Raw genomic sequence first — 23,050 nt, forward strand, 5'->3', positions numbered from 1 at the left:
AGAATTGCCGCTTAAGTCGAACTCACGTTATTTAGGTTATAGAACTTACGAAACTTGAGTTAATTAGTATCAATGCGAATCAATTAAAAATTAATCATTAATCATTATTGACATTAAACATTAATTTCGTACTTTTGCAGCATTATTTAGAAATGCTATGCAAAAGCCCTTAATTCTTATCACCAATGACGATGGTATCACCGCCCCTGGTATCCGAACCCTTATCCAAGTGATGCTCCCCTTAGGAGAGGTCGTGGTGGTAGCGCCCGATTCGCCCCAAAGTGGGATGGGGCATGCTATTACCACTACGGCTGCTCTATTCTGCGAACAGGTACATACCCAAAGTGGTGCTCCATTAGAATACCGCTGTAGTGGTACCCCGGTGGATTGTGTGAAGATTGCCAAGCATGAACTGCTGAAGCGTACCCCCGACCTATGCGTTAGTGGCATCAACCATGGGGCAAACTCCTCCGTCAATGTTATCTACTCCGGTACGATGAGTGCTGCCATAGAGGCCGGTATAGGAGGTATTCCCGCCATAGGCTTCTCCCTATTGGATATGAATTGGAATGCTGATTTTTCGCAATGCACTGATTTTGTTCGTGATATTACCCTTCATGTTCTAAAACACGGCTTGCCCCGCGGGGTAGTGCTCAATGTGAATATCCCGAAGCTCAAGCGCGAGGAGATCAAAGGCATAAAAGTATGTAGGCAAGCGCGTGCCCACTGGGAAGAGCGCTTCGACCATCGTGTTAGTCCGCATGGGCGCAATTATTATTGGCTTACCGGCCGGTTTGTTTGTGAAGATGAAGGCACTGATACCGATGTATGGGCGCTAGATCATGGCTATATCTCGGTGGTACCTACCCATGCAGACCTTACCCATTACCCAAGTATAGAACCCCTTAACAGTTGGAAACTCGATGAAATATCATAGAAGCCAAAAAGATGTCCTTATCGGTATCGCCGTAGGACTTATTGTCAATGTCTTAGGAATGCTCCTTTGGTGGGTGCTCTTCTCCAAGTCCGACCTGGAGAGCACCTTTGTCTATGCCTACCAAGAAGGCATGTTGGGAGCTATCATAGGCTTAGGAGCTATCCTAAACCTCTTGGCTTTCTTTGCCTTTATCCGCCTAAGATACGATTCGCGTGCTAAAGGTGTGCTCATCGCGACCTTTATCAGCGCCTTTGTGATCCTCTTTTTGAAGTTTTGGTAAGGGAATATAAAAAAATAGAAAATGGAAAATTTTAAACTCCCTCTCCTACCACCTCCTCCTGAAATAGAAACAACAGAGGTTTTACGACAGTTAAGCAAATCACATAGACACTTAGCGGAACTCAAAGGAATTGTAAAAACTATCCCGAACGAAGAAATCCTCATCAATACCCTTTCACTGCAAGAGGCAAAAAGTAGTAGTGAAATTGAGAATATAGTAACCACACATGATGATTTGTACAAGCAAAACATCATGATAGAAACCCAAAACCCCGCCAGTAAGGAGGTTGTCAATTATGCTCAAGGGCTTAAATTAGGCTTCTATATTGTTCGAAATGAAAAACTTTTGCTCAATAGGGATATTATCAAGATACAAGAACAATTAGAGCAAAACAAAGCTGGATTCCGAACCCAAGCGGGCACCAAATTGGTAAACGCTCAAAAGGAAGTAGTCTATACCCCTCCACAAGATAAGGACGAAATACTGAATCTTATGGCCAATTTAGAGAAATTTATCAATGATCCTGATTTTTCTCCACTTGACCCTCTTACCAAAATGGCTATTATTCATTACCAATTTGAAAGTATTCACCCTTTCTATGACGGTAATGGTCGTACGGGACGTATTATCAATATTTTGTATTTGGTATTGCAAAAACTATTAGACCTACCTGTGCTCTATCTCAGTCACTATATTATCCAAAACAAAACAGATTACTATAAGGCACTGCAAGGAGTAAGAACGGATAATGATTGGCAAACACTCATACTCTATCTCCTCAAAGGAATAGAAGTTACTGCTATAGAAACGATTGAACTTGTAGAAGATATCAAAGCTCTCATGCAACAGACCAAACAGCGCTTACGCAATGAGTTGCCCAAAATATATAGTCAGGACTTACTCAATAACCTCTTCAAAAATCCATATACCAAAATAGAATTTTTGGAAAGAGATTTGAATATTAGCAAGCGTACCGCACAGAATTATTTAGACTTGATTTCTTCAATAGGCCTCTTAGACAAAATTAAAGTAGGAAAAAGCAACTATTACACTAATGAAAATCTAATAAAGGTACTAAAGAGAGAAAAAAACTAACGTGGAAAAAAAACGCGTTTTTTTTCCACGTCCATCCTAACGTGGAAAAAAATGGCGTTTTTTTTCCACGTTAAAAATGAGTCGTCAGTGGTTAATACTCACTGACGACTCATCTATATAAAGGCGAATTGTCTCTTCTACTCCGCTTTCGCGGATTTTACTAATTCACAGTCTTATCCTTAGGATATTTTAGCTTGTAGCTGATACGGAAGGTCTTGGTCTCATTGGGCTTGAGGGTGAGTTCCCAGGTGAGGATATGAGTTTGCTCGTCCTGGGAGGCACGGGTGCTCTCTAAGAGCTCGACCTCTATGTCTTTTTCAGTAGAGACAGGGTATTGGTCTTTGAGTACTAAGGATATTGGTTCCTTCTTATTATTGCGCAATAGGATGTCGTAAGTGAAGGTCTGTTCCTTATAGCTTGAGATAAACTTGGTTTGGGATTTATCAGCTATTTTTTCGCGTTTGACACTCACTTTTTTATCATTACCCATGGTAATGGTTAGCTTATCATCGGTTTGGTTGGGGTCTATATAGGTTTTTCCTACATATAAGCCTTCAAAAACGATATTGGCTTCACCTGGAAGGAGGTTATACTTGGAGTAATCCTCAATTGCAGCTACTAAATAGACTTGCTTGTCCACTCGTGGTGCGGCATAGTACCTATACTCAGCCTTGAGGTTGAGCTCTTGTAGGGAGATGCTATGTGCTTTTCCATTGGAAAGAATATCATAAGGGATGTCTATATCAAAGGATAATGAGAGTTGGTTTTCAGAGAGTTCTGTATAGTTGCCCATGGTTACTTCCTCCAAGGATTCATCCTTAGCTATTTTCTTTCGGGATAAATCGCCCATAGGCGCTACGTTGGAACGTAGTGCCATTTTAGCATTCTCAAAGTTGTAAGGGGTTCCAAGGCGGACAAACCAGGTTTTCAGCACAGGATATTGGTTGCTTTGGTTAGGGTTCCCACTGGAGAGTGAGAGACGTATTCCTTTCCAGTCCACCCCGGTATTTTGGGTAATCTGCGCTTTATATAGCAGGTGAATAGGATCGGAGAGCTTATCGGCACGCAGCTCATAGAAAGGATACCAAGTAGCTCGCTTAGTGAGGTAGCTTAGCTGGAAATCAGCCTTTTGTGCTATGGGAGACATCAGCTGTAGGATGATCTTCCCATTGGATAGGTTTTCGTGCTTGGAGGCAGAGACATCCAGCTTGGCATTGAGCTTGGTGATAGCCGAGGTGAGCTGCTCCTCTTTTTCCTTAAGCCCATCTATACTATTGAGCAGTTCTATACGCTTGGCGGTATAGTAGTCCATGACTTTGGGGATGTCGGCCAAGACCAAACCATCTTGATTCCCCTGAAGGGTATTATTACCGTCCAGAAAAGCAACCGTCTTTTCCTTGGAATAGCGTTCGTTGCGGTATTTTTTGAGTTGGCTATCCAAGAGAGCGAGGCTATCTTGTACACGCTTGAGGGCAGGAGTATGTCTTTCGGCTTCGTATTCCTCCATATACTGGTTGGTAAATTGTGCCGAAAGTACCGTCACATTGGAGGGAGCCAGCACCCGGATAGTCTCTTCGGAGAGGATATTAGCCACATTTTTGATCACCAACTCGCTCGTACCCTTAGGAATATTTGCCGAAGCGGTATGGGTAAGCTCGGCACCGGTAAAGTACACGGTGGCCTGCTTGATCTTAGCTTGGGTAAAAATAGGCTTCTCCTGAGCTATTATAGGCAAAGAAAGGGCTATTACAGCCATGAATAATCTTTTCATCTGTTATTTTGTTTCGTTATCTGCTGTTTAACGGCATTTATCTTTATTGTTTTTTAATCATCTTTACGACTTCCTCGCCTTGTTTGTTGAGCAACGATAGGGAGTTTTCCTGTATTTTATAGGTAGCTACTTCTTGTAATGCGTAGTCAGTGGTCAGGAACTGACCATTGACTGCTATTATTGTCTTATTCCTTTGCTAAAGGACATTATCTTTTCACCTTTTTTGTCAAACAAATGCAGTTGCTTCTTATCCAATTGGTAAGAAGCCACTTCTCGGAGGGCCGTTTGGAACGCCTGTTGGTACTCAATCTCAGGGCAGTACCTAAGGGTAGAGGCCATCTCACCAAAGACGATTTCCTTATTGGTAAGGGTAAGTATAGGAGCTGTAATACTATTACAGCTATCATTTCCGGAGAGGGATTGTTTTTCCAAGTCAATATCAATATAGACACTCTGGGTATCCTTTATAAGATTCACGCCTTTGATATAGTCCGCTTTCCAGTTTCCGTCAAGCTCTGGGGAAGGGGTAGGTTGCTGAGAGGCAGGAGCCTGCTCGGCTGGTGTTTCTTGATTGTTTTGATTGTTGGGGTTACCTCCACAGGCAGTCATTATGGCAGCCATCATGAGTAATACTAATCTTTTTTTATTCATATGTTTAAATTTATTTCTTCCATTTTTTAGCATCAATCGTCTCAATGAGCTGCTTATAACCATCGGCTATATCAAATTCTGTGCCAATTGCATCGAAGATAGCGTCTTGAGTGAGTACCCATTGGGGTACCTCATCAGGGATTTTACCATCATTGCTATCGAAGTAGTCGTCTCGCCACTGGGGACTATCATAGTAGGCCACCAAGGTATTGAAATCGTCCTGTAGCCCCTTCCATTCCTCTAAGAGCGCTTCGGCCTTGGTAAGGGTTTGCTCCACACGGCTGAGTATCTCTCCCATACGGCGAATATTTTCGTATCGCTCCTCTGGGTGTTGCTTATAATAAGTTGCTAAATCCATGTTGTCATTTGTTAATTGTTAGTTTTCTCTAACAATCCAATTTTCAGTAATTAGTCCTTCTATAAATCTGAAATCTTTAAGATTATCTGTAACTAAGGTCATTCTATTTTGTAAGGCTGTTACTCCAATCATTAGATCAAACTCATCATGCATTGGAGTTCCATTTTTTCTAAGTTTTACCTTTATCTCTGCATATTTGTCTGCTATTTCTGATATAGGGATAATAGAAAATCTCTTGATAAATTCATTGACAACCCAATGAGATTTTATAGGATCAGAACTGTTCTCTGCTCCAAATTTTAGTTCAAATACTGTAAGTTCCGATATAGAACAATTTTCTATACCTTTTTCTCTAAATATAGTGTATAGATTATATTTCCCTCTAATAAAAAATACACAGATATTGGTATCGAGCAAATACTTCATTGTCAAATTGTTAAATCCTTTTCTCTAAATTGCCTACTACTTTTTATCTCTGTAACTATTTCTTCTGCAGTTTTATCATCAGGAAAAGCACCAAAGAGATTAAAGAAATCCGTGTCTTCTTTTACCTTTTTATCTTCTTTATGTGCTCTATCTTCCTCTTTAAGAGATAAGGTAATTCGCTCAATAAGTTCTAATCGGGCAAACTTACTGAGATTCTCAAACAAACGAGCATAGGTATTTACTATATTTTGTTCTACAGCTGTCATTTTTCAATAGTGATTATTATTCGTATCTTAGTGCGGTAATTGGTTCCAAATCAGAGGCTTTGCGGGCTGGATACCAACCAAAGAATACTCCTGTAATAGTACAAACCAAAAAGGAGAGCACTATGGAGTAAAAGGTGATGCTTACCGGCCAGCCGATAAAGGCTTTCACTACATAGGTAGCCAAAAGGCCTAATACGACCCCTACCACGCCTCCTGTGATACTGATTAAAACAGATTCTATCAAGAATTGCGCTAAGATATCCTTACCCTTGGCGCCTATGGCCATACGCAAACCTATTTCCTTGGTGCGTTCCTTGACCGATACATACATGATATTCATGATTCCTATCCCTCCTACTATCAGGGAGATACTCGCTATGGCTACCAAAAGTATGGTGAGCATCTCGGAAGTAGAGGAAAAAGTAGAAATCAGCTCCTGTTGGGAGAATACATTGAAGTTGTTCTCCTGGTCTGGGGCAATATTATGGGTGTGCTCCAAGATTGTTTTTACTTGATTGACAGCATTCTCTGCTTCTTCTTCGGTAATGGCTGAGGCTACAATGGATTGCAAATAGGTCTGTGCCAAGACACGTTTCTGCACGGTGGTATAGGGGGCGATGATGATATCGTCTTGGTCTTGCCCAAAGTTACTTTCCCCTTTGGCCGCCAATATCCCTATGATCTTAAAGGGAATATTCTTAAAACGGATTGTCTGTCCGATGGGCGAATCTCCATCGGGGAAGAGGTTTTTCTGAATCGTGCGGCCTATGACAGCTACTTTGGAGAGCTTGTCTATCTCATCTTGGCCAAACATAGCCCCCTGCTCCACCGCCCATTCGCGGATAGGGAGGTATTCGGTATTGACCCCATAGATGGAGGTAGGCCAGTTATTCGCCCCTACGATGGCTTGGCCATTGCCACTGACCACCGGAGTGATATACTTGAGTAGTGTGGCTTCGTTCTTGAGGGCTAAGTAGTCGGTCATCTTGAGCGACTGCATGTCGGTATTGTTGCGCACCCCTCCAAACATACTGGCGCCGGGGCGGATGTTGAGCATATTGGTACCCATCTTGGAGATATTCTCCTTGATGCTCTTCTTTGACCCCTCTCCTATGGCCAACATGGTAATGACCGAGCCTACCCCGATGATGATCCCCAACATGGTCAGTAGGGTACGGGTCTTGTTCAGCAAGATAGCTCGCCAAGCAATACGGAATAAATTGTTCAGATTCATGCTAAAAATTCTTTGAGGGTTTCGATCACATAATCCACTTCCTTCTTCGTATTATAGATGGAGAAGGAGAAGCGTATATGCGCCTCCGGCCACTGCGCATCGGGGAGTATCGCCCTTAGGACATGAGAGCCTTTGGCACTTCCACTCTGGCAAGCACTGCCTTGGCTACAAGCGATGCCACGCATATCCAAGAAGAGCATCAGCACTTCTGTCTTCTTCAGCTCTATAGGAAGGGATATATTTACTATCGTATAAGAACTTTCTTGAAAATTGGCACAAAGACCATTGAAATGCACTTGGGGAATCTCTTGGGTGATTTTCTGAATAAAATACTTTTTAATTCCCTCTATATGCGCACGTTCTTTGTCCATATTTTGGTAAGCCATCAGGAAGGCCTCCTCCATTCCCACTATATTATGGACGGACTCGGTACCGGCACGCCGGCCACGCTCTTGCTCGCCCCCGAAGAGTAAAGAATTCACATTCACTCCCTTGCGGATAAAAGCGAAGCCCACCCCCTTCGGCCCGTAGAACTTATGTGCAGAAGCCGAAATAAAGTCAATCGGAAGGCTGGAGAGGTCTACAGGAAAATGCCCTACTGCCTGTACCGTGTCACAATGTAGGTAAGCCTTGTACTTCTTGCATATCTCAGCCACCTTGGCCACGGGGAGTATATTGCCGATCTCATTATTGACAAGCATAAGCGAGACTAAGACCTTTTCATCGGAAAGGAACTGCGAAAGGAGCTTGTTCAGGTCTTCTATATCGGGGGTACCATTGGGTTCGAGCTTGACCATGGTCGCCTGGATACCGTATTCATTTTCGATGGCTTGTATGGTATGCAATACGGCATGGTGTTCGGTAGGAGAGGTAATAATTTGGGTAATGCCCAAGTCCCTCACTGCCCCCTTGAGTACCATATTGATAGCCTCTGTTCCTCCTGAAGTAAAGAAGATCTCCGAGGCTGATACGCCCAATTCCTTAGCTATATTTTTACGTGCTTTTTCGATAAGAACCTTACTGGCACGGCCAAAACTATGAATAGAGGATGGATTTCCGAAAGTATCAAGCGCCTCTATCATAGCCTTTTTGACCTCTGCTCGCAAAGGAGTAGTCGCTGCATTGTCAAAATAGACTTTTTTTTCCCCACTCATACTACTATATTTTTAAGTGCAAATGTACGAATTAATTTTTTATTAGACCGAAAATATTCGGATTTGATGAGAAAAAAATCATTATTTATTTGTACCTTTGCCGCATATTTAGTGAAGCTATGCGTAGTTATTTGTTATTTATAAGTCTCTGTATGAGCTTGTTAATGGCTTGCAATGATGGAGATTTTACAGTGGAGCGTATCACCTTCAGTGGTACGGAAGCCTACTCCTGCACTCGGGATACCACCACCACCTTTCTCTACAAGACACAAGGCAAAGAAGCCCTCATTCTACAATTCAGAGCAGGAATTCTCAAGAATAGGACGGATTCGATTGTAGGAAATATAGGCAATGGCTATACCCTACTGTATCGCACCTTCGATAGTGCTCCTACCTCCAGCTACTTCTGTACCTCTCCCCCCCAAACGACCCCGAAGGTAACCTCCGAGATACAAGCCCAAGGGGGCAAGGTGATCATCACCACGCGTGAGATCCGAGATACCATCGCAGGGACTGTCAAATACAATCACCTGATCCGTATCCGCGACCTGCTGCTTACCAATGCAGATGGAGAACGTTTGGTGGATCAGAACTTTAACTTCGGTACTTACCAAACCACTCGCTAAGGATGCAGCGCCTGGGGAGCTGCTTGCTGTAGCTCCAAGGTTACCTTCCATTTTCCACCTATTTGGCGCACCTTGAGCTGCTTGTAAGTCTCTGTAGCGGAGATGCTATAGGTAACAATGGCCGTATGCTCGTCAAGCGGTGTTACTTCTCTCACCTTGAAGTCTATTTTAGGGTTTTGCGGTACTTCCCCCTTGTACTGCTTGAGCATCTGCTCTATTTGGGTCATTCGGACAACAACTGTGCTATCACCATAGTGCTTAGCCTTGGCAAAGTCATTCTGATTAACCGCTGTGATAAAGCCTTCTACCGCCGCCTCTGGCGTATTTTGGTTCTTGGATGTACAGCCTATAAGGAAGCAAACAAGTCCTACGGCTGTATACAGATGATATTTCATAGTGTTAATTTGTTAATTTGTCAATTAGTTAATTAGCTGATTAATTTTGCAAAAATACGACATTTTTAAAGCAATGTCAAGGATCATTCATTAAAAGATAAAAAAAATCTCTTCTCCCTTTTTTACTCTTCTCTTTTTTATATCTTTGCACCCTTAATATAACTATTTACTTAATGAAAAAACATCTCCTATTGCTCCTATGTATGTTATCCCTATCTTCATTGTGGGCGCAACGCAAATACACCCTCAGCGGTACGGTCACCGATCGCGCCAGTGGAGAGAAACTCCTCGGGGTAGACCTGATTATAAAGGGTACCCATATGGGAGCTACTACCAACGCCTATGGCTTCTACTCGCTGACCCTTCCCGAAGGAGCCTATACGCTACAGATAGTCTCCTTAGGCTACCAAACGATAGAGGAACCCCTACAGCTGAGGAAAAATGAGCACCGCAACTACCAACTCTCCCAAGAAGATATTGCCTTGGAAGGCATAGAGGTTACCGCTCAAAGTGCCCCAAAAGTAGATGTACGCACCCCACAGATGAGTGTGGCCAGTATCCCGATCCAAACCATCAAGAAGCTGCCTGTGCTGATGGGCGAGGTGGATATCATCAAGTCCCTACAACAACTCCCTGGAGTGAGCAATGCAGGGGAAGCCTCCTCAGGCTTCAATGTACGTGGAGGAGCTGCCGACCAAAACCTCATCCTGCTGGATCAGGCTACCATCTTCAACGCCTCTCACCTATTTGGCTTTCTAAGCATCTACAATGCCGATGCCATTCGCGACATGAAGCTCTACAAGGGCGGAATGCCTGCTCGCTATGGAGGGCGTATTTCCTCCGTTTTGGACGTCTATCAAAAAGATGGGAACAATACCCAATACCATGGCACAGGGGGCATAGGCTCGCTCTCTTCTCGCTTTCTGTTGGAGGGGCCTATCGTGAAGGACAAGTCCTCCTTTCTCATTGGTGGGCGTGCCTCCTATGCCCATCTGTTCCTAAAACTAACCGATAATGACAATTCTGCTTATTTCTATGATCTGAACATGAAGCTCCATACCCAAGTCGATGAGCAAAACAGCCTTTACCTTTCAGGCTATTTTGGCCGCGATGTCTTCGATCTATCACAAGCCTTCAGCAATAGTTATGGCAATACCTTGGTAAATCTTAGGTGGAACCATCTCTTTTCGGATCAACTCTTCTCAAACCTATCCTTAGTCTATAGTGATTATTATTATGGCATGAAGATAGACCTCTCTGGCTTCAAGTGGGATTCGTGGATCAGAAATGCGAATCTGTTATATGATTTCAAGCACTATCTCTCTGACAACTTCAAACTTGGTTATGGACTACAAGGCACCTACTATGACTTCGCCCCAGGGGTGATCACTCCCTTTGGCACATCTACCATTAATTACAAGGCACTGCCTCACAAATATGCCTTGGAATTAGGCCTATATGCGGAGGCAGAACACAAGCTCAGTGAGTCCCTGACTCTCTCCTACGGGCTTCGCTGGAGCAGCTTCTATCACTTAGGCAAGCGCAGCATGCCGCAATACCTAAGAGATCAAGCCGTACTCTTCCACCCCTTACAACGCATCTATCAGCGCGGCATCCCCATAGGGGAGCGCCACTACAAGGCAGGAGAACTCATTGATGTATATGCCCACTGGGAGCCACGGCTAAGCCTCTCCTATGCCTTCGATGACCATCGCTCCCTTAAGGCCAGCTATGCTCGTATGGCTCAGTACCTCCACCTGATTTCGAACACCTCCTCCCCTACCCCCTTGGATGTATGGACACCCAGCGACCGCTACCTCAAGCCCCAATATTCCGACCAAGTCGCTTTGGGCTATGCTACCAATCTCAAGGAAGGAGCCTACAGCCTCGAGACTGAAGTATTCTACAAGACGGTACAAAACCGCTTGGATTATATAGATGGTGCCAACCTCACCGCCAATGAGTTCATAGAGCGAGAAGTACTCCCAGGACATACCCGTGCCTATGGCTGGGAGGTACTACTAAGAAAAAATACCGGAACACTTACTGGCTGGCTCTCCTATACCTATTCCAAATCCCAGCAACAGACCCCAGGGAGAACCTCCTACGAGAGTGGTATCAATAATGGGGAGTGGTATGCTTCCGCCTATGACAAGCCCCATAACCTATCGCTTACCGGCACCTATACCTTTAGCAAAAAGTGGAATGCCAGCGCTGTATTCACCCTCCAATCCGGAATTCCTGGCAACTTCCCTGTAGGCAAATATCGCTATTTTGGCGTGTCCATTGCCAACTATAGTGCTCGTAATGCCTATCGCCTGCCCCTATACCATCGGTTGGATGTATCCCTCTCCTATACGCCCCATCCGGAAAGAAAATGGAAATCCGAATGGGTATTCGGGGTCTATAACCTATATAACCGCTACAATGCCGCCTCTATCTACTTCAGGAGCAACCGCGAAACCCAACAAAGTGAAGCCGTTAAGCTCTCTATCTTCGGCATTGTTCCAAGTATCACCTATAATTTCTCTTTTTGATCATGAAAACAACAAATATACCCTACCCCATAGGATTTCTTATGATGCTACTCCCCCTTTTCTCTGCTTGTGAGAAGGTGATAGAACTGGACTTGGATACCCAAGCGAAGGAATTGGTCATAGATGCTGCTATTGATTGGGAAAAAGGCACCTCTGGAGCCGTACAGACAATACAACTAAGCTATACCCAACCCTATTATAGCCAAGAAGCCCCCGAAGGAGCTTCGGGAGCTACTATACTGGTCGGCGATGACCAAGGAAATCTTTTTCCCTTTACAGAGACCCAACCTGGCAGCTACCAAAACAGCGATTTTACGCCTGCTTTAGGTAGGCGATACGGCCTTATCATTGGGCATGAAGGCAAGGAATATGTTGCTACCGATATACTCAAGGAAGTACCTGAGCTTACCCAGGCCAATATCACGCAAACTAATGACGGAGGCTTCACCCGAGATCAGATCATGCTCACCCTACGCTTCGATGTCCCCGCTGGGGAAGATAACAACTTTGTACTACGTATCAAAGCCTCCTCTGATGGGGTGACCCGACTCTATGGATTCAATGATCGCTATTTCCCTGATGGTCATTTCACCACTCAAATCCTCAGTCGCAGCAACAAAAAAGAAGAGCAATTCAAAGCAGGTGATACAGTAGAACTCACCCTTTTTAGGGTTTCGGAGACCTATATGAATTATATTCGGGTACTCTCGAACAATGCTACCAACAATGCAGGTTTGCTTAGTATCCCCAATAGGGCAAAGGGCAATATCTTTTATCGAGCCAATCCGAAAGAAAATCCCTTAGGCGCCTTTCGGGTAGCCCAATACTCCAAGGTCATCTATGTAATTCAATAATCAGACCACGGGAAGCCCAAGGGCTTCCCAAGCCTTGATGCCCCCATCCAAATTAGACAGGTCATCGTAGCCCTTCGCCTGAAGGAAAGCGATGGCCTTTTGGCTACGCCCTCCCGAGAGGCAAGCTATGATAAGAGGCTGGTCTGTGGGAAGTTGCTTATAAGTTTCAGCCAATTGGGAAAGCGGCAAATGCAGGTAGTTGGCCACCTGATAACGCTTTTGAGCGACCTCATCTGCCTCACGTACATCGACCAATAGGACACCTTGCTCACTGAGGGCGAAAGCCTCTTGGGGGGAAAGCTGTTTTATTACTGCCATACTCATATCAATTAATAGGTTACCGCTTCTTTAATACGTCGTAGTGCCTCCCTGAGATCTGCCTCGCTGGTGGCATAGGAAAGGCGCAAGCAGTTCGAGTTGCCAAAAGCCTCTCCGGTAACGGTAGCCACATGAGCCTCTTCCAAGAGGTAGAGTGCCAAGTCACCGGCAGTTTGTATCTTCCTACCACGGAGTGTTTTACCGAAGTAGTAAGAGACATCGGGGAAGAAGTAGAAAGCCCCATCGGGAAGATTGGTCTTGAAGCCTTCTATTTGAGAGAGCTGTTCATAGACCAAGTCACGGCGCTTGCGATAGGCATCGAACATATATTGCACCTGGCTCAAGGGCGTTCTTAGGGCAGTGATACTGGCACGCTGTGCGATGGTATTAGCCCCACTGGTGATCTGTCCTTGCATCTTGGCACAAGCCTTGGTAATCCATTCTGGTGCTCCCATATAGCCCATACGCCAGCCCGGCATGGCAAAAGCCTTGGACAAGCCATTGACGGTAATGGTACGCTCGTACATTCCCTCTATAGAAGCCATAGAAGTAGGCATACCGTTATAGCTAATGTGTTCATAAATCTCATCGGCTAAGAAATAGATGTTAGGATACTTTCTTAGCACAGCTGCCAAGCCCTCCAATTCTTCCTTGGAATAGATCGCTCCACTGGGGTTGCCTGGGTTGCTTAGCCACAACATCTTGGTACGAGGAGTGATGGCCGCCTCTAACTGTTCAGGTGTAATCTTAAAATTAGTTTCCAGCGAAGTAGGAATCTCCACCGGCACCCCTCCGGCAATCTTGGTGATATCGGAATAGCTTACCCAATAGGGAGTGGGGAGGATCACCTCATCCCCAGGATTGAGCATCACCAAGGCCACATTGGAAAGGCATTGCTTGGCTCCATTGGAGACAATTACCTGAGAGGGGGTATAAGTCAGCCCGTTGTCCTTCTTGAACTTCTCACAGATGGCCTCCTTTAGTTCCAAATAACCATCCACTGGAGAATATTTATTATAGTTCTGTTCTATGGCCTCTATAGCCGCCTTCTTTACAAAGTCAGGCACCGCAAAATCGGGTTCGCCTAAGCTCAAACTAATGATATTCTTGCCCTGTGCCTTCAGCTCGCGTGCCTTGGCAGCCATGGCCAAGGTAGCGGAAAGTGCCATGTTATTGACACGGTCGGATAATATTGTATTCATAATTGTTACAATTTTTCAATGCAAATATAGTGCTACAAAATTACGACTTTTCTTTGAGAAAAGGAAAGAGAAAAAGAAAAAAAGTTTGCATATCTACCTATTAAAACCTATTTTTGCACTTCTGAAATCACCTACTTTTATGAAAGCTATTGTTCTAATCACAGGCGCCACCTCCGGAATAGGGCGCGCTACAGCGGAGCTACTCAGCGAAAAGGGCTATCAGGTATATGGTACCGCTCGCACTATAGAAGAGCAGCCCAAGGGCTATACTCTACTGGCGATGGATGTAAGGGATACCTCCTCGGTAAGGCAAGCGGTGGAGGCCATCCTCTCTCGTGAAGGACATATCGATATACTAATCAACAATGCAGGGGTGGGCATCACCGGTGCCATAGAGGAAACCCCAGTGGAGGCCTTGGAGAATGCCTTCCAGACGAATGTATTCGGAGCAGTGCGGGTCATCCAGGCCGTACTTCCCTCCATGCGTGCCCAGAGGAAAGGCAAGATCATCAATATCACCTCCGTAGCGGCCTATATGGGCTTACCCTTCAGAGGCGGGTATTCGGCCAGTAAGGGAGCACTGATGCTCCTTACCGAAAGCCTACGAATGGAGACCGAGCAGTTCGGCATCTCCTTTTGCAGCTTGGCTCCGGGAGATGTAGCCACCGATATTGCCTCCCGTCGCTTCCATACCCCAGCGATAGAAGGCTCTCCCTATGAGCAATATGCAAAAGCCCTCCCTCATATGAACGAAGATATTGCTAAGGGACTCCCTGCGGAAGCCTTAGCCCACAGTATCTATCATCTGATCGAAAAGAAAGCCCCAAAGGTACATTATGTAAAAGGAAAAACACTCGAACGCCTCTCCATCCTACTGAAAAAGATACTCCCCAGTAAGTGTTTTGAGCGACTACTCAAAGGACATTACCAACTGTAATACAGGAGCTAAGCAGTTAGAAAAATTGTTAATAACTTATTGAGCCAACCTCTTTCATATTTCAGAGAAAAGCCTTATTTTTGCCCTTGTGAAAATCATAGGAACTTCAAAATATTATCGTATCTATCAAAAGCCAGGAGATCGCCGGTTTTATGTAGAGATGCCCGAACAGACCTTAGAGCTTCGCTTCTGCGAACTCTTGGAGTTTCGAGGCAAAGTACAAGCCATTGATCTTTCTTCGCATTTTGACTACTCCGAGCCAGGTATCGAAATTCTTACCTTCTGTGGAGGGAAGTACTTATGTGTCTTCACTACGGTGCAAATCGTAGATCTTCAAAAACTCCTCTTTGAGATTTTCGAAGGAGTAAGCGAGAAAGAAATCTTTACCAAATACGTACTACTATGATTGTGGTTACCGGAGGGACAGGCTTGGTAGGAGCACACCTGCTCTACGAGCTGCTCTGTCATACCCATGCTCCCATCCGCGCCCTTTGTCGCCGAAAGGATACCTCCCTTTTAGAACGCCTTTTCCAAACCTATGCACCCTCTTTGGCCGACCTACTCTCTCGCATAGAGTGGGTAGAGGCTGATATTTTGGACATTCCCGCCCTGGAAGCAGCCCTACAAGGAGCTACCCTGGTATATCACTGTGCCGCCAAGGTTTCCTTTGCTACTGAGGATGCCTCTCTGCTTTTGAAAACCAATATAGAGGGTACGGCCAATGTGGTGAATGTTGCCCTACACCATGGAGTGAAGAAGCTCTGCTATGTCAGCAGTATAGCTACTTTTGCCCTCCCCAAAGCAGGGGAAGCAATCAGTGAAGAGACCCCACAGGAGCCCAACCGCGAGCGAGGTAATGAGTATGCCCTAAGCAAGTACAGTGCCGAGATGGAAGTATGGCGAGGCGTACAAGAAGGCCTTCCGGCAGTGGTCGTGTATCCCTCTGTCATTATAGGAGTAGGTGTAGAGACCCATCCGGCTATGAAGGTGCAAAAGCTATGCCACAGTCCTTATGTAACAGGAGGCGGTACCGGATTTGTCGCTGCCTTGGATGTGGCCAAGGCCATGCGCCTTTTGATGGAATCCCCTATTGAAAACCAAGGGTTTATCCTGAATGGGACTGACCTTAGCTATGCCCAATTCTTTGAACTGCTCCGCCAAAGTCACCCCTTGCTTCCCAAAAAGAAATGCCTCTCCCCCACTACCCTACGCCTGCTCTACTATGCAGAAGCCTTCCTTTGGCTTTTTGGAAGGAAAAGAATGCTTACCAACAAACTGCTACACACCCTACAACACCAAAGCCGCTATGATGGCGCCAAAATCACCCAGGTGCTCCCCTTTAGCTATACACCTATAGAAAAAACGCTTGAAAAATTATCTTTATAGTCAGGATTTTATCAAAAAAATGTTTATCTTTGCCCCTTAGAAATATACTAACTAATGAAGTCATTCAAATGGTTCTGCATGCTTGCTCTCTTGCTATGCTTAGGAGGAAGCTATGCGCAGACACGTGTATCGGGACAAGTAGTCGATGAACAAGGGGAGCCTGTTCCCTTTGCCAGTGTTATTTTCAAAAACACCAAAGTAGGTACTGCCTGTGATGAGAATGGGAAATTCTCCCTCTATACCCCAAAGAATTACAACACCTTAGAGGTTTCCTCTGTAGGCTTTACCTCCCGAGAGATTATCCTCAAGAAGCGAGAAAGCCTCTCCCTTAAGATTGTTCTTACCGAAGGGGAGATGCTCGAAGAAGTGGTTATTGTACAGAAACCCACCAAAAATCTTTCCAAAAAAGAAAATCCTGCTTACCCTATTCTACAGAAAATATGGGCGCATAAGTACAAAAACAGCTTGACGACCTCCAAGGCCTATGAGTACAAGCGATACGAATCGGTGGAAATGGGACTGAACAACCTGGATACCGTCTTTCTGAAAAAATCCATGAAAAAAGAATATGGGAATATGAAGGACTTGCTCTCCTCCAGAGAGGCCAATGACCATTATTCGCTTCCTATGTTCCTAAGAGAAGAAGTCTCCAAAGTATATGGGGATAATACCCGCTCGCTCACCCGTACCGATATAGAGGCCGAGCGTACCCAAGGGGTGATGCAAACCGGCTTTGGTATGGAACGCTTCACCCGTAACTTCAGGGACTTCGATGTCTATGACAATTCCTTCTATTTCTTAGACAAGGCCTTCATAAGCCCTATTTCCGAATATGGCTATGGGGTATATGCCTATGTGCTCAATGATTCTATAGAGCGAGACGGTCGCAAGCTCTACTCTATTTATTTCTTTCCTAAGGAAGACCAAGACCTTCTCTTCAAAGGCCACTTCACGGTAGATAGTAAGACCTATGCCATTGCCTCTATTCAGATGTTCACCCTCAAGGAAGCCTCCCTGAACTTTGTCCGCAACCTCTCCATCGAAAAGACTTTCCATGTCAATGACAGCCTTATCCTTCCCCAAACCGATTACTACGAAGGGGACTTCACGGTGCTTACCAAAAGTGACAAAGAAAAAGGTCTCTATGTAAAAAAACGCATTACCTATTCCGACTTTATCCTCGACGCCCCGAAGGAGGAATCCTTCTACCTAACAAAAATTGAAAAATACAAGTCCAACCAATTCGCTCAAGAGAAAACCTATTGGGACAACCTCTCTCAAACGCAAACTTCACTGAACGAGACTCAAGAGCTCATCGAAAAAGTCAGTGACAACAGCCGTATCAAGGGAATTTCCAATACGATCAATATCCTTTCCTCGGGCTATATTCCTATCGGGAAATATTTGCAATTCGGCTCCATATGGGAGTCCTTCTCCAACAATGATGTAGAGGGCAACCGCTTCCGCCGTGTAGGTCTTCGCTCCTTTATGAGCAATGACGACCGCTTCCGCACCTACCTCTATGGGGCTTATGGAATCAAGGATAAGAAGTTCAAAGGAGGTATCAGCGCCCAGTACTTGCTTATCCCTAAGATACGCCTTAGCGTGGGAGGACTTTACCAAGATGATTATGTACAATTGGGCACCTACCTGCAGAGCAATGATGCTGAGATGGATCTGAAGAATGCCTCCAACTTCCTCTTCTCCAGGGGAGAAAATTATTTTGTAACCCGCAACAAACGCGTATTGGGGATGGTGGATGTTGGCCTTATGAAGAGCAACCTACACCTGACCCTTTCGGGAAGCTATCAGCAGATGAAGTCCGCTGATCCGGAACGCTTCTCCATAGGCTATCAGGATCCCTCCTTGGGAGAACTCCATCGATATTCTGATGCCTATGCGTCCTTCTCCCTTACCTATACCCCCAACCGAAATGTATATGGCTATGGAGTAGAACAATTCTATGGAAAAAACATCTTTGCCACCTATCGCCTGAAATATACCCAATCTTTTTCCGGTATTCGCAACAGTAATTTCAACTATGCTCGCTTGGAAGCCTTCGTTCATCGGCCTATTCCGTTGTGGAATATCGGTATCTTCCATCCTATGGTAGAGGTAGGAAAGGTTTTCGGCACCGTTCCCCTACCCTTCCTAACTCCCACCCCTGCCAATCAGGCTTATGGTACCTCCCGATTTGCCCTTAATAGGACTTTCCAACTGCTGAACTACTACGACTTCGTTACGGATGCCTATGTGAATGTATATCTGGAACACCACTTCAACGGATTGATAATCAACCGATTGCCTCTTATCAAAAAGACCAAATGGCGTAGCCTTATCTTGGCTCGTATGGCCTATGGTACCCTTCGGGAAGAAAACAAGGCGGTCAGCACCTCCAATATTGTCTACCATGCCCCTGAAAAAGTCTATTGGGAATATGGCTTCGGTATAGAAAATATCGGTATCAAGAACCTTCGCCCTATCCGTGTGGATTTCATTTGGCGCAATGCCTTCTCTTCTCTCAACGGACAGGATAATCCCTACTTTGGAGTGCGATTTGCGATAAGACCAGAGTTCTAATGCCAAAGACCAATGACCAATGACTAATGACAAGTGACCAACAAGTAGTGACTAACGACAAGTGACTAGTGACGAATAAGTTAGTGTTAAAGAAATATTATTATTTAGAAGCATTCTAATTATTTTTATTATCTTTGCATATTGATTTGTCACTTGTCACTTGTCACTTGTCACTTGTCACTATTAATTAGCTATTTATGAAAAAGTTTCTCTCTACTATAGCACTTTTCGCGAGTGTGGCGGCTATGAGCCAGCAGAATGTATTCCATGACCGCAATTTTTGGAATGAAAACACGAGTGTTAGCCAAGTAAAAGCAGCTATAGAGGCTGGTAACAGCCCTTCTGAGCGCAATGAAGCGGCTTTCGATGCGACTGCCTTGGCTATTTTGGCCAAAGTACCTACCCCTACTGCTATCTATCTGATAGAACAGCCAGGAAATGGAATCAGTAAGACCACTCATGATGGACGTACCTATCTTTTTTGGGCGGCCAGCAGTGGAAACGTAGAACTTGTCCAGTACTTGCTCTCCCAAGGGAGCGATATTCACGCCAAAGACACCAAGGGCTACACTCCGGTTGTCTTTGCAGCCCTCTTTGGCAATACCAACCCCAAGCTATATGAGGCCTTCTTCCGGGCAGGTATCGACCCCAAGGCTACCTATGACCAAGGAGAAACACTGCTGCTAAAAGCCATCGCCTTTGACAGCGAGCAACTCCCGCTTACCCAATACTTTATCAGCAAGGGACTTCGCCTTAAGCAAACAAGCCTCAGTGGAGCTACCACCTTTGACTATGCCACCCGAAAGGGCAATCTGAACTTACTCAAAGTGCTCCGCAAAAAAGTAAGGCCTACCCACCAAGCCCTTCCTATGGCTGCCGAAGGGATAGTGCGCCAGCCTAATAACCCTATCGAAGTCTACCAATACCTGATAGAAAACCAAAAAATACCTACCAATGCAACAGACTATAAGGGGGCTACAGCACTGCACTACTTAGCTCGCCGCCAAGACCTGACTGCTGCCCAGTACCTTATAGAGAAAGGAGCTAACATAGAAGCTACAGACAAGGAAGGAAATACCTGCCTGATGAATGCTTGCTATGGCAATAATTTTGAATTGGTAAAGCTTTTGGATAAGGATAAGGCGCATATCAATAAGGCTAATCAAAAAGGAGAAACTGCCCTACTGATAGCCCTACAGCGCAGCAGTAGTGAGATTGTTGCACTACTTTTGGCTCAAGGTGCCGATACGCGTGCCGTTAGTAAGAAAGGAACGAATGTCATAGGCTCCCTTTTGGCAAGCTATAACCCTCGCAAAAAAGGAAATGACGAAGATTTCGAGCAGAAAACAGCCCTACTGAAGAAATATTTGGTCGCCCTACAAGCCGCTAATGCCCATGGAGATACCGCCCTACATATAGCAGTGGTAAAAGGAAACCAAAAGCTCGTGGAAAAGGTACTCTCCTGGCCTGATATAGATATCAATGCTCAAAATGAAGAAGGACAAACCCCACTTATAAAAGCCGCTCTTACGGCAAAGGATACCAAGCTGCTAAAATATCTTATAGAAAAAGGAGCCAACAAGTCCCTTACTACCGAACTGGGAGAAACGGCTTATGAGCTGGCGAAGGAAAATGAAAACCTACAAAAAAGTGAGGCAGACCTTAGCTTCCTTAGATAGCAGCTATCCAAGATTACATTGAGATTCTCTCAAAGAAGGCAGAGGCTACTACCTGATAGAACTCCACCACATAATCCATAGGAATCAGTTCGGTCTCATAAGGAGGGTTATTATGCTCTGGCAGTGGGTCAGGAATGAGTTCCAAGAAGCCTTTTTGCTTGCTTCGCTTGACGATTTTCACTGTACGAAGTTGGTTTTTGGTAATCACCCCATAGAGTTCGTTCGTCGGAAAATAGGTCTGCCAATCGTCTATACGTTTTAGGCCTATGATGGAGCCGCTTCGGATACGATTGGAAATAGAGTTCCCGATGAGGTTACAAGCGAAATCGGAACGATCGAAATCGGGAGAACTGATGATAAACGAAGGTTTTGTCTGTGAAAAGAGCTCTTCAGAAGACCATCCTCCTGCGAAATCTATATCATAGTAAGGCACTTTGACAAGAGAGGAGACCACCTCAGTCTTGAGAATTGGGATATTCATATCCTCATCGTCCTGGCTTTCGTATTCGTAAGCCACTTGGTCGAAATAGAGTTCTAAGAGGGCACGCGTTCTATCGGGCATTTCCTCCTCATGCATCTCATAAGCCTTGAGCTTTTTGACTGGGATGTGAGTATGTTCGTATACATCGGTAAGAGTCAGGTTGTATTTTTCACGTTCCTTTTTCAGGTATTCTCCTCCGTCATATTCCTCTTCTACAAGCATCTCGCCACGTCCGGAGAGCATCCATTCCTTATCTATTTCAGGAAAGGCAGCCACTACTTTTTTGACCAAGCCCTCGGTCATATACTTCTCATTACCGTTAAGTGCTGCCGAGAAATTACTTCTGGGTTCCTTGATCTTTTGGGCAAAGAGCGTCTGAGTTACGTATTCTGTATTCTTTCGTATGTACCAAAATACTTCTTTGAGCCTTTGGGACATAGCCGCCTTGCTGGTATCAAATTGAGCTTCCATGTCTTACAAATATTAAACATATGATTTGTGGCAAAAATACAACAAATAAATGGGCTATACAAACAAAAACAAAGATTTTTTATAAAAAAGTATGTTAGCCCAAAATAATTGTGTATTTTTGTACCATCTTTAAGAACTAAAAAAATGACAGATTTATTTGAACACATAAAGACCAATAAGGGCAATATAGGTCGTTGGGCCTCGCATGCGGAGGGTTATTATGTATTCCCAAAATTAGAAGGAGCCTTGGGGCCACACATGAAATTTCAAGGAAAAGAAGTACTTAACTGGAGCCTAAATGACTACTTAGGACTGGCCAATCATCCAGAGGTGCGCAAGGCCGATGCCGAAGCAGCTGCCGAATATGGAGCGGCCTATCCTATGGGCGCACGTATGATGAGCGGACACACGACCCTTCATGAAGAGTTAGAACAGCGATTGGCTAAGTTTGTTCAAAAAGAAGCGGCCTACTTGCTCAACTTTGGCTACCAAGGGATGGTTTCTATCATCGATGCCTTGGTGACCAAAAATGATGTGATCGTATATGATGCGGACTGCCATGCTTGTATTATAGATGGGGTACGCCTACACTTTGGAAAGCGTTTTACTTACCAACATAATGATGTAGAGAGCTTTGCTAAAAATATAGAACGTGCCAAACGCTTGGCGGAAACCACTGGAGGAGGAATCTTAGTGATTACCGAAGGGGTATTCGGGATGCGTGGCCAACAAGGAAAAATCAAGGAAATACTTGCTTATAAAGAAAAATATGGCTTCCGCCTTTTGGTGGATGATGCCCATGGCTTCGGGATGCTCGGAAAGACAGGAGCCGGAACCGGAGAAGAACAAGGAGTACAAGACCAAATAGACCTATACTTCTCCACCTTTGCCAAGTCCATGGCAGGTATCGGAGCCTTTGTAGCTGGTGATAAGGAGATTATAGAATACCTCAAGTACAACCTCCGCTCCCAGATGTTTGCCAAGTCCCTTCCTATGATCTTTGTCAAAGGAGGTCTTAAGCGCTTGGAGATGCTACAGAACATGCCAGAGCTAAGAAAGAAACTATGGGACAATGTACATACTCTACAGAACGGACTTCGCTCCAGAGGGTTCAACATAGGTAGCACCAACACCTGTGTAACCCCAGTATTCTTAGAAGGTAGCATTCCCGAGGCAATGGCCATGGTCAATGACCTACGCGAAAATTATGGCATATTCCTCTCTATAGTGGTATATCCTGTCATTCCTAAGGGGATGATTCTCTTGCGCATTATTCCTACTGCCTCCCACTCAATGGAGGATATAGAGCGCACCTTGGATGCCTTCTCGGCAATCCGAAGCAAGCTCGAAGGTGGGGTATATCGCGCTCAAAATGCTGCCCTTGAGGCAGAGATGGGTGATGAAAAATAACC

General features: G+C 44.9%; 23 protein-coding genes. 12 read left to right on the forward strand and 11 right to left on the reverse strand.

Translation table 11 applies throughout. From position 1 onward, the window contains the following. Positions 1-157: 157 nt before the first annotated feature. Genes surE through HMPREF1551_RS03875 form a run of 3 tightly spaced genes read left to right on the forward strand, consistent with a single transcriptional unit; the run spans position 158 to position 2,312 of the window. A complete protein-coding gene (gene surE, locus HMPREF1551_RS03865; RefSeq protein WP_021627736.1) occupies positions 158-937 on the forward strand; it encodes a 5'/3'-nucleotidase SurE in 780 nt (259 codons plus the stop codon). Further along, positions 924-1,217 carry a hypothetical protein gene (locus HMPREF1551_RS03870; RefSeq protein WP_021627737.1) on the forward strand — a complete coding sequence of 98 codons (294 nt, stop codon included), beginning with the start codon at positions 924-926 and terminating at the stop codon, positions 1,215-1,217. Before surE ends, HMPREF1551_RS03870 begins: the two co-directional genes overlap by 14 nt. A gap of 21 nt (positions 1,218-1,238) precedes the next feature. After that, the gene (locus HMPREF1551_RS03875; protein WP_021627738.1) at positions 1,239-2,312 is read left to right on the forward strand and encodes a Fic family protein; all 1,074 of its coding nucleotides are present in this window, start codon (positions 1,239-1,241) and stop codon (positions 2,310-2,312) included. A 160-nt stretch (positions 2,313-2,472) separates the two neighbouring features. Here the strand turns inward: HMPREF1551_RS03875 and HMPREF1551_RS03880 are convergent, their stop codons facing one another. The 7 genes from HMPREF1551_RS03880 to HMPREF1551_RS03910 form a co-directional block, all read right to left on the reverse strand. Then, entirely contained in the window at positions 2,473-4,083 is a 1,611-nt protein-coding gene (locus HMPREF1551_RS03880; protein WP_021627739.1) for a DUF4139 domain-containing protein, read from the reverse strand. Positions 4,084-4,260: 177 nt separating this feature from the next. Continuing rightward, positions 4,261-4,734 (reverse strand): META domain-containing protein, encoded by a 474-nt coding sequence (locus HMPREF1551_RS03885; protein ID WP_034544284.1) that lies wholly within the window; start codon positions 4,732-4,734, stop codon positions 4,261-4,263. Between the two features lie 10 nt (positions 4,735-4,744). Then, positions 4,745-5,092, reverse strand: coding sequence for a DUF4298 domain-containing protein (locus HMPREF1551_RS03890; RefSeq protein ID WP_021627741.1), 348 nt, complete (start codon positions 5,090-5,092; stop codon positions 4,745-4,747). Positions 5,093-5,110: 18 nt separating this feature from the next. Continuing rightward, positions 5,111-5,518 carry a PIN domain-containing protein gene (locus HMPREF1551_RS03895; protein ID WP_021627742.1) on the reverse strand — a complete coding sequence of 136 codons (408 nt, stop codon included), beginning with the start codon at positions 5,516-5,518 and terminating at the stop codon, positions 5,111-5,113. A gap of 2 nt (positions 5,519-5,520) precedes the next feature. After that, positions 5,521-5,784 carry a hypothetical protein gene (locus HMPREF1551_RS03900; RefSeq protein WP_021627743.1) on the reverse strand — a complete coding sequence of 88 codons (264 nt, stop codon included), beginning with the start codon at positions 5,782-5,784 and terminating at the stop codon, positions 5,521-5,523. A gap of 16 nt (positions 5,785-5,800) precedes the next feature. Further along, a complete protein-coding gene (locus HMPREF1551_RS03905) occupies positions 5,801-7,018 on the reverse strand; it encodes an ABC transporter permease (protein ID WP_021627744.1) in 1,218 nt (405 codons plus the stop codon). After that, a complete protein-coding gene (locus HMPREF1551_RS03910) occupies positions 7,015-8,172 on the reverse strand; it encodes a cysteine desulfurase family protein (RefSeq protein WP_021627745.1) in 1,158 nt (385 codons plus the stop codon). The genes HMPREF1551_RS03905 and HMPREF1551_RS03910 overlap by 4 nt, the downstream gene beginning before the upstream one ends. Positions 8,173-8,324: 152 nt before the next feature. Between HMPREF1551_RS03910 and HMPREF1551_RS03915 the strand changes: the two genes are divergently transcribed. Then, complete coding sequence (locus HMPREF1551_RS03915; protein WP_231374953.1) at positions 8,325-8,798, forward strand: hypothetical protein; 474 nt, start codon at positions 8,325-8,327, stop codon at positions 8,796-8,798. Here the strand turns inward: HMPREF1551_RS03915 and HMPREF1551_RS03920 are convergent. Next, entirely contained in the window at positions 8,795-9,193 is a 399-nt protein-coding gene (locus HMPREF1551_RS03920) for a DUF4878 domain-containing protein (protein ID WP_021627747.1), read from the reverse strand. The genes HMPREF1551_RS03915 and HMPREF1551_RS03920 overlap by 4 nt on opposite strands. 173 nt (positions 9,194-9,366) lie before the next feature. Here HMPREF1551_RS03920 and HMPREF1551_RS03925 point away from each other — a divergent pair, with 173 nt between their 5' ends. Together HMPREF1551_RS03925 and HMPREF1551_RS03930 are read left to right on the forward strand one after the other, a co-directional pair. Continuing rightward, complete coding sequence (locus tag HMPREF1551_RS03925; protein ID WP_021627748.1) at positions 9,367-11,730, forward strand: TonB-dependent receptor; 2,364 nt, start codon at positions 9,367-9,369, stop codon at positions 11,728-11,730. Positions 11,731-11,732: 2 nt separating this feature from the next. After that, a complete protein-coding gene (locus HMPREF1551_RS03930; protein ID WP_021627749.1) occupies positions 11,733-12,584 on the forward strand; it encodes a DUF4249 family protein in 852 nt (283 codons plus the stop codon). On the opposite strand, the gene HMPREF1551_RS03935 is transcribed toward HMPREF1551_RS03930, so the two are convergent. Both HMPREF1551_RS03935 and HMPREF1551_RS03940 read right to left on the reverse strand, forming a co-directional pair. After that, the gene (locus HMPREF1551_RS03935; protein ID WP_034544285.1) at positions 12,585-12,902 is read right to left on the reverse strand and encodes a rhodanese-like domain-containing protein; all 318 of its coding nucleotides are present in this window, start codon (positions 12,900-12,902) and stop codon (positions 12,585-12,587) included. 11 nt (positions 12,903-12,913) lie between these two features. Continuing rightward, positions 12,914-14,104 (reverse strand): pyridoxal phosphate-dependent aminotransferase, encoded by a 1,191-nt coding sequence (locus tag HMPREF1551_RS03940; protein ID WP_034544275.1) that lies wholly within the window; start codon positions 14,102-14,104, stop codon positions 12,914-12,916. Positions 14,105-14,243: 139 nt separating this feature from the next. Between HMPREF1551_RS03940 and HMPREF1551_RS03945 the strand changes: the two genes are divergently transcribed. From HMPREF1551_RS03945 to HMPREF1551_RS03965, 5 genes are all read left to right on the forward strand, one after another. Then, the gene (locus tag HMPREF1551_RS03945) at positions 14,244-15,041 is read left to right on the forward strand and encodes an SDR family oxidoreductase (protein ID WP_034544276.1); all 798 of its coding nucleotides are present in this window, start codon (positions 14,244-14,246) and stop codon (positions 15,039-15,041) included. A gap of 88 nt (positions 15,042-15,129) precedes the next feature. After that, entirely contained in the window at positions 15,130-15,447 is a 318-nt protein-coding gene (locus HMPREF1551_RS03950; RefSeq protein ID WP_021627753.1) for a hypothetical protein, read from the forward strand. Beyond that, positions 15,444-16,427 (forward strand): NAD-dependent epimerase/dehydratase family protein, encoded by a 984-nt coding sequence (locus HMPREF1551_RS03955; RefSeq protein WP_021627754.1) that lies wholly within the window; start codon positions 15,444-15,446, stop codon positions 16,425-16,427. The genes HMPREF1551_RS03950 and HMPREF1551_RS03955 overlap by 4 nt, the downstream gene beginning before the upstream one ends. Positions 16,428-16,481: 54 nt before the next feature. Beyond that, complete coding sequence (locus HMPREF1551_RS03960; RefSeq protein ID WP_034544277.1) at positions 16,482-19,007, forward strand: DUF5686 and carboxypeptidase-like regulatory domain-containing protein; 2,526 nt, start codon at positions 16,482-16,484, stop codon at positions 19,005-19,007. A gap of 197 nt (positions 19,008-19,204) precedes the next feature. Beyond that, positions 19,205-20,686 (forward strand): ankyrin repeat domain-containing protein, encoded by a 1,482-nt coding sequence (locus HMPREF1551_RS03965; protein ID WP_021627756.1) that lies wholly within the window; start codon positions 19,205-19,207, stop codon positions 20,684-20,686. Between the two features lie 13 nt (positions 20,687-20,699). Here HMPREF1551_RS03965 and HMPREF1551_RS03970 read toward each other — a convergent pair whose 3' ends face one another. Beyond that, a complete protein-coding gene (locus tag HMPREF1551_RS03970; protein WP_021627757.1) occupies positions 20,700-21,638 on the reverse strand; it encodes a hypothetical protein in 939 nt (312 codons plus the stop codon). A gap of 144 nt (positions 21,639-21,782) precedes the next feature. Between HMPREF1551_RS03970 and HMPREF1551_RS03975 the strand changes: the two genes are divergently transcribed. Next, complete coding sequence (locus HMPREF1551_RS03975) at positions 21,783-23,048, forward strand: aminotransferase class I/II-fold pyridoxal phosphate-dependent enzyme (RefSeq protein WP_021627758.1); 1,266 nt, start codon at positions 21,783-21,785, stop codon at positions 23,046-23,048. The last annotated feature ends 2 nt before the right edge of the window (positions 23,049-23,050 follow it).

The sequence above is a fragment of the Capnocytophaga sp. oral taxon 863 str. F0517 genome (genome assembly GCF_000466425.1).
Classification (GTDB): domain Bacteria; phylum Bacteroidota; class Bacteroidia; order Flavobacteriales; family Flavobacteriaceae; genus Capnocytophaga.

Bases quoted from the DNA above. Each gene is read 5' to 3' on its own strand.
- surE (WP_021627736.1), top strand. From the start codon at position 158: ATGCAAAAGCCCTTAATTCTTATCACCAATGACGATGGTATCACCGCC.
- HMPREF1551_RS03900 (WP_021627743.1), bottom strand. From the start codon at position 5,784: ATGACAGCTGTAGAACAAAATATAGTAAATACCTATGCTCGTTTGTTT.
- HMPREF1551_RS03940 (WP_034544275.1), bottom strand. From the start codon at position 14,104: ATGAATACAATATTATCCGACCGTGTCAATAACATGGCACTTTCCGCT.
- HMPREF1551_RS03910 (WP_021627745.1), bottom strand. From the start codon at position 8,172: ATGAGTGGGGAAAAAAAAGTCTATTTTGACAATGCAGCGACTACTCCT.
- HMPREF1551_RS03895 (WP_021627742.1), bottom strand. From the start codon at position 5,518: ATGAAGTATTTGCTCGATACCAATATCTGTGTATTTTTTATTAGAGGG.
- HMPREF1551_RS03925 (WP_021627748.1), top strand. From the start codon at position 9,367: ATGAAAAAACATCTCCTATTGCTCCTATGTATGTTATCCCTATCTTCA.
- HMPREF1551_RS03905 (WP_021627744.1), bottom strand. From the start codon at position 7,018: ATGAATCTGAACAATTTATTCCGTATTGCTTGGCGAGCTATCTTGCTG.
- HMPREF1551_RS03915 (WP_231374953.1), top strand. From the start codon at position 8,325: ATGAGCTTGTTAATGGCTTGCAATGATGGAGATTTTACAGTGGAGCGT.
- HMPREF1551_RS03885 (WP_034544284.1), bottom strand. From the start codon at position 4,734: ATGAATAAAAAAAGATTAGTATTACTCATGATGGCTGCCATAATGACT.
- HMPREF1551_RS03875 (WP_021627738.1), top strand. From the start codon at position 1,239: ATGGAAAATTTTAAACTCCCTCTCCTACCACCTCCTCCTGAAATAGAA.
- HMPREF1551_RS03880 (WP_021627739.1), bottom strand. From the start codon at position 4,083: ATGAAAAGATTATTCATGGCTGTAATAGCCCTTTCTTTGCCTATAATA.
- HMPREF1551_RS03955 (WP_021627754.1), top strand. From the start codon at position 15,444: ATGATTGTGGTTACCGGAGGGACAGGCTTGGTAGGAGCACACCTGCTC.
- HMPREF1551_RS03945 (WP_034544276.1), top strand. From the start codon at position 14,244: ATGAAAGCTATTGTTCTAATCACAGGCGCCACCTCCGGAATAGGGCGC.
- HMPREF1551_RS03960 (WP_034544277.1), top strand. From the start codon at position 16,482: ATGAAGTCATTCAAATGGTTCTGCATGCTTGCTCTCTTGCTATGCTTA.
- HMPREF1551_RS03970 (WP_021627757.1), bottom strand. From the start codon at position 21,638: ATGGAAGCTCAATTTGATACCAGCAAGGCGGCTATGTCCCAAAGGCTC.
- HMPREF1551_RS03930 (WP_021627749.1), top strand. From the start codon at position 11,733: ATGAAAACAACAAATATACCCTACCCCATAGGATTTCTTATGATGCTA.
- HMPREF1551_RS03975 (WP_021627758.1), top strand. From the start codon at position 21,783: ATGACAGATTTATTTGAACACATAAAGACCAATAAGGGCAATATAGGT.
- HMPREF1551_RS03870 (WP_021627737.1), top strand. From the start codon at position 924: ATGAAATATCATAGAAGCCAAAAAGATGTCCTTATCGGTATCGCCGTA.
- HMPREF1551_RS03920 (WP_021627747.1), bottom strand. From the start codon at position 9,193: ATGAAATATCATCTGTATACAGCCGTAGGACTTGTTTGCTTCCTTATA.
- HMPREF1551_RS03890 (WP_021627741.1), bottom strand. From the start codon at position 5,092: ATGGATTTAGCAACTTATTATAAGCAACACCCAGAGGAGCGATACGAA.
- HMPREF1551_RS03935 (WP_034544285.1), bottom strand. From the start codon at position 12,902: ATGGCAGTAATAAAACAGCTTTCCCCCCAAGAGGCTTTCGCCCTCAGT.
- HMPREF1551_RS03965 (WP_021627756.1), top strand. From the start codon at position 19,205: ATGAAAAAGTTTCTCTCTACTATAGCACTTTTCGCGAGTGTGGCGGCT.